This is a genomic window from Shinella sp. SUS2 (assembly GCF_001262505.1).
Lineage (GTDB): Bacteria > Pseudomonadota > Alphaproteobacteria > Rhizobiales > Rhizobiaceae > Shinella.
This window is the reverse complement of record NZ_KQ410730.1, coordinates 17,658-32,289: the sequence shown is the minus strand read 5'-3', so window position 1 is coordinate 32,289 and position 14,632 is coordinate 17,658. Positions and strand designations below refer to the sequence as shown.

The 14,632-nt window shown below is 62.5% G+C and carries 13 protein-coding genes; 11 read left to right on the top strand and 2 right to left on the bottom strand.

The window, feature by feature from the left end; translation table 11 throughout:
* The first annotated feature begins 469 nt into the window (after positions 1-469).
* From AKG11_RS13775 to AKG11_RS13745, 7 genes are all read left to right on the top strand, one after another.
* Positions 470-1,483 (top strand): UDP-glucuronic acid decarboxylase family protein, encoded by a 1,014-nt coding sequence (locus AKG11_RS13775; protein WP_050744261.1) that lies wholly within the window; start codon positions 470-472, stop codon positions 1,481-1,483.
* Positions 1,484-1,586: 103 nt separating this feature from the next.
* Positions 1,587-2,573: a UDP-glucose 4-epimerase GalE gene (gene galE, locus AKG11_RS13770; protein WP_050744260.1), complete on the top strand. Its 987-nt coding sequence runs from the start codon at positions 1,587-1,589 to the stop codon at positions 2,571-2,573.
* Entirely contained in the window at positions 2,570-4,426 is a 1,857-nt protein-coding gene (locus AKG11_RS13765; RefSeq protein ID WP_050744259.1) for a glycosyltransferase family 2 protein, read from the top strand. Before galE ends, AKG11_RS13765 begins: the two co-directional genes overlap by 4 nt.
* Positions 4,427-4,429: 3 nt before the next feature.
* Positions 4,430-5,863, top strand: a complete 1,434-nt coding sequence (locus AKG11_RS13760; RefSeq protein WP_023515727.1) for a UDP-glucose dehydrogenase family protein — start codon at positions 4,430-4,432, stop codon at positions 5,861-5,863.
* A 7-nt stretch (positions 5,864-5,870) separates the two neighbouring features.
* Positions 5,871-6,395 carry a DUF995 domain-containing protein gene (locus tag AKG11_RS13755; RefSeq protein ID WP_037404977.1) on the top strand — a complete coding sequence of 175 codons (525 nt, stop codon included), beginning with the start codon at positions 5,871-5,873 and terminating at the stop codon, positions 6,393-6,395.
* A gap of 13 nt (positions 6,396-6,408) precedes the next feature.
* The gene (locus AKG11_RS13750) at positions 6,409-7,347 is read left to right on the top strand and encodes a glycoside hydrolase family 26 protein (protein ID WP_023515729.1); all 939 of its coding nucleotides are present in this window, start codon (positions 6,409-6,411) and stop codon (positions 7,345-7,347) included.
* A gap of 53 nt (positions 7,348-7,400) precedes the next feature.
* Complete coding sequence (locus tag AKG11_RS13745) at positions 7,401-7,946, top strand: DUF995 domain-containing protein (RefSeq protein WP_023515730.1); 546 nt, start codon at positions 7,401-7,403, stop codon at positions 7,944-7,946.
* Between the two features lie 127 nt (positions 7,947-8,073).
* Here AKG11_RS13745 and AKG11_RS13740 read toward each other — a convergent pair whose 3' ends face one another.
* Together AKG11_RS13740 and AKG11_RS13735 are read right to left on the bottom strand one after the other, a co-directional pair.
* The gene (locus AKG11_RS13740; protein WP_023515731.1) at positions 8,074-8,379 is read right to left on the bottom strand and encodes a hypothetical protein; all 306 of its coding nucleotides are present in this window, start codon (positions 8,377-8,379) and stop codon (positions 8,074-8,076) included.
* 909 nt (positions 8,380-9,288) lie between these two features.
* On the bottom strand, positions 9,289-10,260 hold the full coding sequence (locus AKG11_RS13735) for a LysR family transcriptional regulator (protein ID WP_050744258.1): 972 nt from the start codon (positions 10,258-10,260) through the stop codon (positions 9,289-9,291).
* A gap of 162 nt (positions 10,261-10,422) precedes the next feature.
* Between AKG11_RS13735 and AKG11_RS13730 the strand changes: the two genes are divergently transcribed.
* From AKG11_RS13730 to AKG11_RS13715, 4 genes are read left to right on the top strand one after another with little or no spacing between them, the layout of a single operon-like run.
* A complete protein-coding gene (locus AKG11_RS13730) occupies positions 10,423-12,003 on the top strand; it encodes an ABC transporter substrate-binding protein (RefSeq protein WP_197283979.1) in 1,581 nt (526 codons plus the stop codon).
* 41 nt (positions 12,004-12,044) lie between these two features.
* On the top strand, positions 12,045-12,767 hold the full coding sequence (locus AKG11_RS13725) for a maleate cis-trans isomerase family protein (RefSeq protein ID WP_023512302.1): 723 nt from the start codon (positions 12,045-12,047) through the stop codon (positions 12,765-12,767).
* Positions 12,768-12,793: 26 nt separating this feature from the next.
* Positions 12,794-13,678: an ABC transporter permease gene (locus tag AKG11_RS13720; protein ID WP_023512303.1), complete on the top strand. Its 885-nt coding sequence runs from the start codon at positions 12,794-12,796 to the stop codon at positions 13,676-13,678.
* A 4-nt stretch (positions 13,679-13,682) separates the two neighbouring features.
* Positions 13,683-14,630 (top strand): ABC transporter permease, encoded by a 948-nt coding sequence (locus AKG11_RS13715; protein WP_050744256.1) that lies wholly within the window; start codon positions 13,683-13,685, stop codon positions 14,628-14,630.
* The last annotated feature ends 2 nt before the right edge of the window (positions 14,631-14,632 follow it).

Genomic DNA, 14,632 nt, shown 5'->3' with positions numbered 1-14,632 from the left:
TCAGTAGCGATAAATCCGGGTGTGCTTTTCGTCGTGCACAACCATGTATAACCAGAAATTTAGAACCCTTCAATAGTACTATTTTTGTGCTTTCTGACCTGTGAAAAATGACTTCCCCGCTTAGTTCTCACGCGAACCTGTCTGCGGATCTCCCTCTATTCATTTAGGGTCTTCTTAAATTCGAGGCATTCTTGCGAACCCGACGCAGTTTCCGCAGTTTTTCGGGCTCATTCCCGCTCCGGTACAAAATCCACTCAAATGAACTTGGTATATATCCAGCCTGGTTTTCCGAAAGTGGAGAAAGAATCTCATCTCAAAAGAATGGATAAATTGGAAAGTTTTCGGATTCGCTGATATTGCGCCACTATATTTGAATATCCTATAACAGGAAAAGAGTTAATAAAGCATGAAAGTCGCGCAGATACTGATCTGTATTTGCTGAGGTTGCCCCTTTGTATTGGAGTATGCTGTGGGTAAGCCATATAAACCTTTCACTTTCACCCCGAAATTAAAAGTCAACCGGCGTATTCTTGTGGCTGGTGGTGCCGGATTCCTCGGATCACATCTTTGTGAGCGCCTGCTGAAAGACGGAAACACCGTCATTTGCCTGGACAATTTCTCTACGGGCCGCATGGATAATCTGCGCCACCTGCTGCGCTACGACACATTCAGCTTCGTTCGCCATGATATTGTCGAGCCGATAGACGTTGCGGTCGATGAAATCTACAACCTCGCCTGTCCCGCCTCGCCGCCGCATTATCAGGCCGATCCGGTCCATACGATGATGACCAGCGTGCTGGGCGCGCTCAATCTTCTCGAGCTCGCCGCCCATCACAAGGCGCGGATCTTCCAGGCGTCCACGTCGGAGGTCTATGGCGACCCCCATGTGCATCCGCAGCCCGAGAGCTACTGGGGGAACGTCAATTCCTTCGGCCCGCGCGCCTGCTACGACGAGGGCAAGCGGTCTGCCGAGACGCTGTTCTACAGCTTCCACCAGCAGTACGGTGTCGATATCCGCATCGTGCGCATCTTCAACACCTATGGCCCGCGGATGCGGGCCGACGATGGTCGCGTCGTCTCCAACTTCATCGTTCAGGCGCTGAAGGGCGAGGATATCACCGTCTATGGTGATGGCTCCCAGACCCGTTCCTTCTGTTATGTCGATGACCTGATCGAAGGCTTCTACCGGCTGATGAACAGTCCGGCCCCGATCCACACGCCGGTCAATATCGGCAATCCGGGCGAATTCACCGTCAAGCAACTGGCCGAGCAGGTTGTCGCCATGACGGGGTCGTCCTCCAGGATCGTGTATCGCCCGTTGCCGGTCGACGACCCGCACCAGCGCAAGCCCGACATCACCATGGCCGAGCGGGGGCTCGGATGGGCGCCGACGGTGGCGCTTGCGGAAGGCCTGAAGGCGACGATCGCCTATTTCGAGCATCAGTTGGCTCCTCCCGCCAAGGAATTCGCCGTCGTCGCGTAGATACGGCGGGTAATCTGAACCGAACCACATCCGCAGTGACGCTATCACTCCCGCGCATGGCCGGGGGCGTGGGCCGTCGCGTGTCGTCGAGAAGGCACTGGCAATGGACAGGAAAAAGGTACTTGTCGTCGGTGGCGCCGGCTTCATCGGAAGCAATACGGCAAAGCTGTTGAGTGCGCAGGGTTTCGAGCCTGTCGTTTACGACAATCTGTCGACCGGCAACCGGGAGGCCGTCCGCTGGGGACGTCTCGTCGAAGGCGATATCCTCGATACGCAGAGGCTCGGCGCCGCGATCGATGAGGACAAGCCGGTCGCCGTGATCCATTTTGCGGCTTCGGCCTATGTCGGCGAATCCGTCGTGGACCCGGCGAAATACTACCGCAACAATGTCAGCGGCACCCTGTCCCTGCTGGAGGCCTGCCGGCTTGCAGGGGTGCGCAACCTCATTTTTTCCTCGAGCTGCGCGACCTACGGTGTCCCTGACAGCCTGCCGATCCGCGAGGGGGCAAGCCAGCGCCCGATCAATCCCTATGGCCGCACGAAGCTGATCGCAGAGCAGATGCTGGCCGATTATGCGGTGGCCTACGATCTGCACTATGTGGCGCTGCGCTATTTCAACGCTTCCGGCGCGGATATCGATGGTGAGCTCGGCGAAGCGCACGATCCGGAAACGCATCTCATCCCGCGTGCCATGATGGCCGCCGCCGGCAGCATCGATGTGCTGGAGGTCTATGGCGACGACTACGACACGCCGGATGGCACCTGCATCCGCGACTATATCCATGTGGGCGATCTCGCCCGCGCACATGTGCTGGCGGTCGAGCATCTGCTCGGCGGCGGCGGCAACCTGGCCGTCAATCTCGGCACGGGGCGCGGTACCTCGATCAGGGAGATCCTGGAATCCATCCGGCGCCTGACGGGGCGCGCGGTACCCATCGTGCTGCGCCCGCGCCGCGCCGGCGATCCTCCGGCGCTCTATGCGGATCCTGCGCTTGCGGCGGAGACGCTGGGCTTCCGCGCCGTCTATTCCGATCTCGATACCATCATCCGCACGGCCGCTCCGTTCTTCGGCCTGGAGGTGCGGGCATGAAGAGGCGTCAGAGAGGCCGCAGCCGGAGCCGCGATGTTCCCCTGATGGTGCCGGTCTTCACCGGCTGGCAGCGGGTGGGATTTCTCGTCGGCATGGGCCTTTGGGTCGTCGCGCTTGGCGTTTTCTGGATCTGGTGGCTGCAGCCGGCCCATCATGCCTCCTGGATGGGGTCGATCGTGGTGACGGGGATCCTCGCCTGGGGCACCCTGCTGCCGGCCTACTTCGTCTTTCTGTCCTTCCGCGCCTGCCGGCCGAACGGGCCGCTGAGGCTGCCGCGCGGCAGCCGCGTGGCGATGGTGGTGACGAAGGCGCCTTCCGAGCCCTTCTCGCTGCTTGCCGAAACCCTGAGCGCCATGCTCGCCCAGGAGGTGCCGCACGATACCTGGCTCGCCGACGAAGATCCGACCCCCGAGACGCTCGAATGGTGCCGCCGCAATGGCGTCTTCGTCTCGACCCGGAAGGGGAGGGAGGAGTATCACCGCAAGGTCTGGCCGCGGCGCACGCGCTGCAAGGAAGGCAACCTTGCCTTCTTCTACGATCAGTATGGCTATGACCGCTACGATTTCGTCGTGCAGCTCGATGCCGATCACGTGCCGGCGCCCGGTTATCTCTTCGAGATGCTGCGGCCCTTTGCCGATGCGGGTGTGGGCTACGTTTCCGCGCCGAGCATCTGCAGCCGCAATGCGGCAGGAAGCTGGGCGGCCCGCGGCCGCCTCTATGCGGAAGCCTGCATGCATGGCGCCTTGCAGGCCGGCTATAACAACGGCTTCGCCCCGCTCTGCTTCGGCTCGCACTATGCGGTGCGCACCAGGGCGCTGAAGGAGATCGGCGGCCTCGGCCCGGAGCTTGCCGAGGACCATTCCACCACGATGATGATGAACGCCCATGGATGGCGCGGGGTGCATGCGCTCGATGCCATTGCCTATGGCGACGGACCGAGCACCTTTGCCGACCTCGTGACGCAGGAATTCCAGTGGTCGCGCAGCCTCATGATGATCCTCCTGCAATATTCGCCGAAACTGTGCCGCACGCTGCCGTTTCGCCTGAGATTCCAGTTCATGTTCGCACAGTTCTGGTATCCGCTGCTCTCGCTCTTCATGGCGCTGATGTTCCTCCTGCCGATCGTCGCGCTGGTGACGGGGATCAATTTCGTCACGGTCACCTATCTCGACTTCCTCGGCCATTACCTGCCCCAGGCAGCCCTCTTGATCCTTCTGGCCTATGGCTGGCGCGCTTCGCGCACCTTCCGGCCGCATGACGCGAAAGTGCTGAGTTTCGAGGTGACGCTGTTCCTCTTCGCGCGGTGGCCCTGGGCGCTGGCGGGCACGCTTGCGGCGCTGCGCGACTGGTCGACGGGCTCGTTCGTCGATTTCCGCATCACGCCGAAGGGCGTGTCCGAGGTCGATCCCCTGCCGCTGCGCGTGCTGGCGCCCTACGCCTTCATGGCGATCGCTTCCATCCTGCCGGTTCTGCTCATTCCGGAGGCAAATGACAGCAGCCGGGGCTTCTACATCTTCGCGATCATGAATGCGGCGATCTACACGGTGCTGCTCGTCGTGGTCGTCGTTCAGCACGCCCGCGAGAACAGGGTTCGCTATCCGGCCCGTTCCTACCGGCCGGTGATGGCGGCAAGCCTTGCCGCCCTGGTGGCGCTGCCCTGCTTCGCCGCGGCGGAGCGTGGTCGGGACGGCATCGAGTCGCTGGCCTGGGGCACGGAGAGCTTCGCCCTCTTTGAAAACCGCTTCTCCGTGTCCGGTGCGGGGGTCGGCGGCCATGACGTGCACAGGACCATCTTCAATCCCCACTGGCGCGTCCTGCGTCCGGTGGTCGTGAAAGGCAACAGGAGACTGTAGACGATGAAGATCGCAGTTATTGGAACCGGCTATGTCGGACTGGTCAGCGGCGCCTGCTTTGCCAATTGGGGCCATCAGGTCGCGTGCGTCGACAAGAATGCGCAGAAGATCGCAGCTCTGCAGAACGGCATCGTCCCGATCTACGAGCCGGGCCTCGACGAACTCGTCGAGCGCAATTTCGGGGCAGGGCGCCTGTCGTTCACCTGCGATCTGCTCGAGGCGGTCAAGGGCGCGGCGATGGTGCTCATCGCCGTCGGCACGCCGCCGCGCGCCGCCCACGGCGATGCGGACCTGTCCTTCGTCTTCTCGGCGGCGCGTGAGCTGGCACCGCTGATCGACGACGATACGGTCGTGGTCGTGAAGTCCACCGTTCCCGTGGGCACCGGCGACATCGTGCAGAAGATCATCGGATCGGTCCGCGAGGCCGGGACGTTCTCCGTCGCATCGAACCCGGAGTTCCTGCGCGAGGGTGTCGCGATCAGCGATTTCCTCGAGCCCGATCGTGTCGTGGTCGGGGTCGAGGACGATCGTGCCCGCGCGCGTCTGACGGAACTCTACGGGGTGCCGCTGAAGGCGCGCAAGACGCCGATCATCGTCACGCAGCGCCGCACGTCGGAGCTGATAAAATATGCCGCCAACGCATTCCTGGCGACCAAGATCACCTTCATCAACGAGCTGGCGGATCTTTGCGAGCAGGTGGGCAGCGATGTCAGCCAGCTTGCCGTCGGCATCGGGCTCGACAAGCGGATCGGGACGAGTTTCCTGAATGCCGGGCCGGGCTATGGCGGCTCCTGCTTCCCGAAGGATACGATGGCGCTGCTGCGGACCGCCCAGGACTATGGCGTTCCCCTGCGCATCGTCGAGGAGACCGTGACGGCCAACGAGGCGCGCAAGCGCCGGATGGCCCTCAAGGTGACCGACGCCCTGGACGGCGACGTCGAGGGACTGACCATCGCGGTGCTGGGCCTGACCTTCAAGCCCGATACGGACGACATGCGCGAGGCCCCCGCCGTCCCGCTCATCGAGACGCTGCAGCGTTTCGGCGCGCATATCCGGGCCTATGACCCGGTCGGAACCGAAAATGCCCGGCGGGTCCTGTCGGATGTCGACCTCCATACGGACGCCTATGAATGCGCCCGCGATGCGGATGCCGTGGTCGTCGTGACGGAGTGGGACGATATCCGCAATCTCGATCTTATGCGTCTCCGGCGGATCATGCGCCAGGGCGTTCTGGTCGACCTTCGCAACGCGTTCGACCCCGCAAGGGCGGAACAGGCGGGCTTCCGGGTCTCGGCCATCGGCCGCCGTTCGACGGCGAACCGCTACGAAGCGCATACCGCGACCGGCCACTCCCAGGTGCCGGGCCATGCCGTCTTCGCCCGGAAGGCGGAGAATGTCCAACCCCAAAGCGCAGGAGGCTCCATTGACCATAGATGAATCGACAATGCAGCAGAAACCGCGCCGGTTCCGAAGGCTGGCGGTGCTCGCCATGGCGGCATCCCTGCTTGCGGGGGCGGCCCGGGCCGAAAACGTCGCAATTCCCTCGGATGCCCGTCCGATGACGGCGCTGGAGCTCTACACGCTCTACCGCGACAAGAGCTGGCAATGGGAAAACGGCGCGGGGCTGATGCGGGAGGCGGACCGGCAGTTCAGCGCCTGGGTCCGCGGCGAGAAGTGGAACTCCTGGGCAGAAGGACGCTGGGCCATCACCGATACCGGCCTCCTGTGCCTCAAGGCGACGTGGCATACGCAGGAAGGGTCGGCGCCGATCAAGTCCTGTTTTTCCCACCGGATCGCCGCGGGCACGATCTATCAGAAACGTGAACCCGACGGGCAGTGGTATGTCTTCCGCCATGCCATTCCCCAAAAGGGTGATGAGGCCAGCAAGCTGGTTGCCGCCGATCTGGTCTCCCAGCAGCGTGACGCCATTCAAGCTGCGCTCGGCGTAGCTCCGTCAACCGAACAGTGAGGGAGGAGAAGTTATGCAAAATTTCTTGAAACTGGCTGTGGTTCTGCTCGGCAGCGTTGCCATGTCCGGCAGCGTCCTTGCGACCGGCGACGTGTCGGGGGCCAGTACCGACACGCGCTTCAACGACAAGCGCCCCGTGATATCGACGGGTTCGCTGACCCTGGGTGCCTACGATCCCCATGGCGATTTCGCCAATGATTCCAACTCCAAGATCGAGCACCTCTTCCTCCCCTGGGAGGATGTCGATCTGGCGACCCTCACCGCCGCCGACGACTATGCCCGCGCACGGGGGCGCTCGCTCCTGATCAGCGTCGAGCCGTGGTCCTGGGCGCGCGACTGGCGCGTCAGCCCGGACGATCTCCTGAAAGGCATCCTTGCGGGAGAATACGATACCAACATGGCAGGCATCTGCGCGGCGGCGGCCAAGCTGAAGAGCCCCGTGACGATCCGCTGGGCACAGGAAATGGACGACAAGAGCGGCCAGTTCACCTGGGCCTTCTGGAAGCCGGAGGGCTATGTGAAGGCCTACCGGCATGTCGTCGATGTCTGCCGCATGAGCCTGCCGAAGGCGCAATACATGTGGTCGCCGAAGGGCGAGCCGGGGCTGGAAGCCTACTATCCGGGTGACCGCTATGTCGACGTCGTCGGCCTGTCGGTCTTCGCCTATCAGCCCTATGACAAGCTGGAATTCGGGCGCGACACGACATTCGTCGAGCGCACGAAGCCCGGCTACGACCGTGTCGCGGGTTTCGGCAAGCCGATCGTCATCGCGGAATTCGGCTATGAAGGCAGCAATGACTACGTGCGTGCCTGGGCGGCGGATGCCAACAAGCCGCATGCGGAATTTCCGGGCCTGACCGCGGTCGTCTATTTCAACGATCTCGAGGTCTATCCCTGGCCGCGCAACGTCGGGAGGCCGAAATGGCGCGTGGCCGATCATCCCCTGAATTGATCTCAAGCGTGCGGGTTCGCCCGCGGGAAACTTTTGTTCGAACGGAGGGTAAAATGGTGTCGATCCGTTTCTTGTGCATGAATGCTGTACTCTCTGTCCTGTTGGTAGCAGGCCAGGCGACCGCCGGATCCAAACCCCGGACGGTCGACGCGACGGCGGCCCGTGCCGTCGCCGCAACGCCGATGAAAACCAGCGAACTCGAAAGGATGTATGCCGGCCGGACCTGGAAATGGAAAACCGGTGGCGGGTATTTCTCCGGCGAGTCCGAAACGCGCTGGTTCCTGCCGGCCGATTCGAAACGCTTTGCCGGCTGGGTTCGTGAGGGCAAGGCCCGGTACTATGGCGAAGGCAGCTGGTATGCGATGGATGGCGGAAAAGTGTGCATGAACGCCCGTTGGGGCGGCAAGCGCAGCAGCAGCCATGCGATCAACTGCTTCCTGCATCGCGAGAAGGACGGCGTCATCTACCAGAAGCCGACCATCGGCGGGAAATGGTATGTGTTCCGGCACAATCCCGTGCAGAAATACGATGAAGTGCAGCGGCTGATCAGCGGCGATCTGGCGTCGAGGGAAGTCGCGCGCATCAAGGACATACGCTGACAGAAACGAAAAAGCTGCCGGGCGATCCGTCCGGCAGCTTTCTTGTCATCGTCAGCCCGTCGAGGCCGGACCGCCAGCCAAGAGCATTTCCAGCCGAAGCGAGATCGCTTCGGCGTCGGATAATGCCCTAGATGCCGCGGCAGCGCGCCTTCTGGCCAAAGCCGCTCGGCGTGCAGACGTAGAGGCTGTTGTTCAGATAGTCGGCCGCCGAAATTTTCATGACCTGGCCGCGGGGATTCTTGCGGTAGCGGACCTCGTTGCCGACCCAGTATTTCACGAGATAGACCGACTTGGTCTGAACCTTCGGCTTGCCGGCGTCTCCGGCCTGGGCGCATGCCCCAAGGGCGGTCGACATGGCCATCGCGAGCACGATGGTGGCCGTCCATTTCGGGCGGGTCTTCAGGGCATGGGAACGAGTCTTATCGAACGTCATCTGTATCTCCGGTGCCCCTTGCTGGGCCGGGAAAGGTGTAGCGCATCCGTGTTAAGATTTCGGATACGCTGTTTGGGCATTTCCAGCCGTTGGCCGGGACGTGTTTACCATCTGGAAATGGCGCAAGGCTTATCTGCACAGGATGCCGACAGGCGTTTCCCGCCAAGGCAGGAACCACATGGATGGCAACATCCGCATTCTCTTGATGCGACGGCCCATAAAGCACGCTGGCCGGAAAGTCGAGGGCAGGCAGGTGCACGGGCTGTGGAAACAGCCGCCATGGATGGTACCGGCAGGCCATGCCAGGAGGCGGCGCAAACCGCGCCGCGCCACGATTTTTGCCTGTCTGCTCGATGAGACGGGCCGTTTTTACCCTATTGTGGAAAATGAACGATAAGGCAATCTTATCCAGCATTATATGTGAAAGACGAGGCGTGCGGTTAAGCCGCAATTTACAGCATAAACTGCATGCTCTCTATATGTTGGTGGTGCGATTGACACGTCATTCCGCTCGTATGACCTATCGGGCGTGAAGCTGGGCGGGTTGTGGGTGATCGTGCTTCGTTTCGGCGGCTCTGCGGTTTCTCCCGATCGGAGCGGATCGCCGGGGTGCACTGCCTTGTTCGCTTTCGCCGGAGCCTTGCCGCTCCTGGTCTGGACACCCTCCTGCTCGAGGCGATCCCGGGTCAGTGCAAGGCCGGTATCCACATTCGCCCGACCGCCATCCCTACAATATGAAACGGAGCGCGAAGATCATTGCCGCGGCCGGACAAACCGCAGAATGGCAGCCCATCGAACCATTGCCGCATCGCCAAGTGGGCAAGGATGACGACGGCCGCCGCACATGGTCTTCATCCTGGTGAAAATACTGCAAATTCAAGTGCCGAGCACGGTCCACGCACAGGTTTCCTAGAATGTTGCGATCCGTGAATGGCTTTTGGCAATGACGGCGAGCTCCGCCTCGACCGTCTTCACCAACGCCGTCACCATGGAGGGGAGGGCGCGGCCAAGCCGCGTGACGATATAGACGCTGCGCCATGCCACTGGCTCGACGAGCCCGAGGAAGGCGATGCGGTTGTCGGGAAGGAACTCTGCTGCCAGCGCCGGTGCCGTGGTGATGCCGAGACCGTTTTCGATCAGGGCCCAGAGCGTCGGATAGGTCGATACCTCGTATTTCGGCACGCGGATGGATTCGGGAAGGTGCTCCATTTGCGAGAGGATCGGGCCGGTCGCCGTGTCCAGCGTCAGGCCGACGAAATTGTGGTTGGCGAGATCGGCCCAGCGCAGCACACCGTCCCGCGCAGTTGCATGCAGGGGATGCGTGTGGCGAAGGAAGAGGCCGAGCTGGTCCTTGAACAGCGGCTTGAAAACCAGCTCGGCATCGGGGCCGTCCATGCTGGCAAAGCCGATATCCACCTCGTTGCGCCGCACGAGACGGCGCACGTCGTTCGAGTTTCCCTCGCGAAGCTGGACGCGAAGTCCCGGCCGGGAGGCGAGAAACGCCTCCAGGATGCGGGGCATGATCTTGGTTGCGATCGAGCTGACCACGCCAACGCGGATGCAGCTGTTTCGGCTCGAGGCCGTCAGCCGGATGTTGCGGATCGCCAGGTCGAAATCGTCGACGACACGTTCGGCCACCGGGAAGAGATCGGTTCCTTCCTGGGTCAGGATGACGTTGCGCGTCGTCCGGTCGAACAGCGTCCCTCCGACGATGTCTTCCAGCTGCTGGATCGTCATCGTCAGCGACGGTTGCGACAGATGCAACTCCGTTGCTGCGCGCGTGAAACTGCGATGCTTCGCGACGCTGAGAAACGCCCGAAGGTGGCGGATGGTCGCGGTGTAGGACGGGGAGGGCAGAGCCTGGGGTTGTGGGCCGACCATCGAATATCTCCAGACGTTTATTTATAGTTCATTGTGATCAATCCCGAAAGTTTTTCAATTTGATTTATCGAATCCTGGCGCCTTTAATGATGGTCACGGGTCGCAGCCATTCATCCTCGGCGCGGAATAAACCCAACCAACAAGGGGAACAGGATGTTGAATATGTTGACGAAACGCCATCTGGCGGCGGCTTTCGCTTGCCTTGTCGCCAGTTCCGCCCTCGTGGCTCCGGCTTCCGCGTTGGCGCAGACGGTTGTCATCGGTTCCGAAGGCGCCATACCGCCGCTGGATCCGCACCGCATGACCGGCACGCCCGGTCTTCGGGTGATCGATGCGATCTACGACCCGCTCGTGCGGGAGGATCTGTCGGTCGTGACCGATACGGCACCGGCGCTGAAGGGCAGCCTCGCCGAAAGCTGGACCGTGAGCGACGATGGCCTGGTCTATCGGTTTACGTTGCGCTCCGGCGTCAAGTTCCACGATGGCACGGATTTCAATGCGGACGCCGTCCAGGCCAATTTCGCCAGGATCATGGACAAGGCGTCGCCGGCCTATGACGAGCGTGCCGCCGGCAACATGACCTTCCTCACCCGCTGGATCGCCGGCACGGCGGCGATCGATGCGCAGACCTTCGAGATCAAGGTGAAGGAGCCGTTTTCGGGTCTGCTGCGCCTTCTCAGCGACCGCCGCTCCGGCATCATCAGTCCGGCCGCGATGGCGGCTCACAAGGGCGATGCGATGGGCTTGAACCCTGTCGGAACCGGGCCCTTCCGGCTGGAGGCCTTTCAGCAGGGACAGCAGCTCGATCTGAAACGGAACGAGGCCTATTGGGGCGGTGCGGCCGCCGTCGATACCCTCATCTTCAGGCCTGTGACCGACCCGACCGCCATGGCGATCGCCATGCAGACCGGCCAGGTGGACATCATCCCGAGCGCAAGCTCGCAGCAGATCGCCCAGCTTTCCGTCGACCCGAGCCTGCAGATCCAGTATCCCGAGCCGGCGAACCAGTATTTCGTGCGGCTCAACACCAAGGCACAATATACGGACAACAAGTTGTTCCGGCAGGCGCTGAACTACGCCGTCAACCGCGACAATCTGGCGGCCCTGCTCAACGGGCAGGTCACGCCGCTCGGCGGTCCGGTTCCCTCGGGCAACGAACTGCCGGGCACGACCGGATCCATCTATGTCTATGATCCGGAAAAGGCGAAGGCGCTGCTGGCCGAAGCCGGTTTTTCCACCGGCGTCACCATCAAGCTGATGGCGCCGAACAGCGGCCCCGGTTTCGGGCAGGCCTCCGAGGTTGTCACGCTCCTGCAACAGGACCTCGGCGAGGTCGGCATCACGCTGGAGCCGCAGTTCCTCGAATTCGCGACGCTCGTTTCGACCGAGGGGCCGGGCTACAAGGATGACGTCCAGGGCTCGTTCAATGGCTGGACGACAGGCGCCGACAGTGCCTACTGGCTGGAGCGCATGTTCGCCGGCGACCAGCAGCCGCCCCGCGGCGTCAATCGCGGCTGGTTCACCAATGCCGAGGCCGACCAGCGCTTCGCCGAGGCGCGTGGCGAGAGCGACGAGGCCAAACGCCTCGACCTCTATCGGCAGGCGGCCGAACGCATCGCCGACGATAGCCCATGGATCTTCCTCTATCAGGATCGCCTGCCGCGCGTGCTGAGCGCCCGTGTCGGCGGCATCCTGCCGGCAAGATCCGTCTTCATCGACTACCCCCGCATTCAGGTAAAGTAACCTGCTGTTTTGATTGGGATCTGAAAGAGGAGAATACGCAGATGATGTTAGGTTGGCGCGCGCGCATCGGGCAGATGAGGCCGGCGACGGCGATCGAGGGGGCCGAAGAATGGCGGTCGGTTGCGCCTGTCGGCGTTGCCTTCGCCGACGCCCGGACCATCGTGCCGCGGGTCGATGAGGAAGGCCTGAAGGTGATGATGTCGCAGGTGCTGGAAGCCTCGCGCCAGCTCGCGACCGCCAAGGTGGACCTCATCGTTCAGTGCGGTGCACCAGGCACGTTCCTGCGCGGTGTCGGCCACGACGAGGAGGTCTGTGCCCAGATCGAAGCGGAAACCGGCATCCCGGCCATCACCATGATGGCGGCGCAGATGGATGCGCTGAAGGCGCTCGGCGCCACCTCGATTGCGGTTGCGACGATCTATTCCGACGAGGTCAACGAGAAGATGGGTGCCTTCATGGAAGCCAAGGGCTTCAAGATCGCCTCCATGCTGGGCCTCCAGATCACCGATCCGTTCGATGCAAGCGTGCATGACGCCGACAGCGCCTACAGGCTCGGCAAGCAGGCGTTCAAGGCCGCCGGCAAATGCGATGCGATCCTGATCTCCTGCGGCACTTACCGCACCTTCCCGATCCTTCCCTATCTGGAAATGGATACGGGTGCAGCCGTCGTATCGAGCAACCAGGCCACACTGTGGCGCGCGCTGCGCGCCGTCGGCCTGAAGGACCAGATCCCGAACCTCGGCAAGCTCTGGTACGCCGCCTGACCGCAGAACCGCGACGGAAGAGAACGATGACGACCGTGACCGAACAGACAGTCAGGCCCGCGCGCAAATGGCGAGGAGCCTTTCGCGGCATCCTGGGCAATCCGGCGCTGGCCATCGGCCTTGGCATCCTGGCCGTCATCGTCTTCGCTGCGATCTTTGCCGACTGGGTATCGCCCTTCGATCCGTTGAGAGCCAATCCGCTCGCCCGCTACAAGGGGGTGTTCTCCGGCTGGAATCTCCTCGGTACGGATGAGCTCGGGCGCGACATCCTGAGCCGCCTCATCCACGGCACGCGCTACGCGCTGCTGGTTGCGATCGTGCCGACGGTCATTGCGCTCGCCATCGGTGGCCTGCTCGGGATGATCGCTGGCTATATCGGCGGGTTCGTCGATACCGTGATCATGCGCTTCTTCGACATCATGTTCGCCTTTCCGGGCATCCTTCTGGCGCTTGGCATCAGCGCGGCGCTCGGGCCGGGACTGTCGTCGATGATCATCGCGATGGTCGTTGTCACCGTACCCGCCTTCGGCCGCATCGTTCGCGGCGCCGTGCTGCAGGTCAAGGAAGAGGTGTTCATCGAGGCCTCCCATGCTCTCGGCTTCCGCGCCCGGCGCATCGCGCTCCGGCACATCCTGCCGAACATCCTCGGGCCGGCCATCGTCTACGGCACGCTGCAGACCGGGCGGAATGTCATCCTGTCGTCGAGCCTCAGCTTTCTCGGCCTCGGCCCGCAGCCGCCTGCTCCCGAATGGGGTCAGATGCTGTCGAGCGGCCGCACGGCACTGGCGACGGCCGCCCATGTCGCGACCATTCCGGGCCTTGCCATCGTCGTGCTCGCCGTCGCCTTCAACCTCATCGGTGATGGTGCCCGCGACTACCTCGATCCACGTTTCAACAAGCAGCGGGACTAAGACGATGCTCGTGTTCGCCCTCAGACGCGCGTTCCAGATCGTTCCCGTGATCATCGGGGTCACGATCGCGACCTTCCTGCTCGCCAAGATTATCCCCGGCGATCCTGCCGACATGCTGCTCGGTGCCACGGCTTCGGAAGAGGCAAAGGAAGCGCTGCGGCTCAGCATGGGGCTGCATGAGCCGGCCTATGTTCAATACCTGATCTATGTCGGCAACCTGCTGCAGGGCGATCTCGGTCAGTCCTTCACCTTTGCGCAGCCCGTTGCGACCGTCATCCTCGATCGCCTCGGCAACACGGCTCTCCTTGCCGTCGCCGCCATCATCCTTGCCGCCATCGTCGGCGTTGCGGCAGGCACCTGGGCGGCGCTGAAGCCGGGTTCGCTGCGCGACCAGTCGCTGTCGGTGATTGTCCTGTTCTTCAATTCGATGCCGTCCTTCTGGCTCGGCCTCGTGCTCATCATGATCTTCGGTCTCTATCTGCGCGTCCTGCCGGTTGCGGGGATGCAGAGTGTCGGTGGCGGCGACGGCATGCTCAGCCTTGCCGCGCATATGATCCTGCCGTCGATCACCCTTGCCGCCTGGTCTCTGGCGACGATCGCCCGCATGACCCGCTCCTCGCTGCTGGAGGTCATCAACAGCGATTACGTCCGCACCGCGAGGGCGAAGGGCATGCGTGAGTCCCGTGTGGTGCTGCGTCATGCGCTGCCGAACGCGATGCCGCAGATCATCACGGTGATCGGCATGCAGATGGGCTTCCTGCTCAGCGGCGCCGTGCTGACCGAAACCATCTTCTCCTGGCCCGGCATCGGCCTTGCCATGTACCAGGCGATTTCGACCCGCGACATTCCGCTGATCCAGGGCGGCATCCTGATCCTCGCCCTGGCCTTCGTGCTCATCAATTTCGCTGTCGACGTCCTCTACTCGTACTTCAACCCGAAAATCAAACTGTGAAG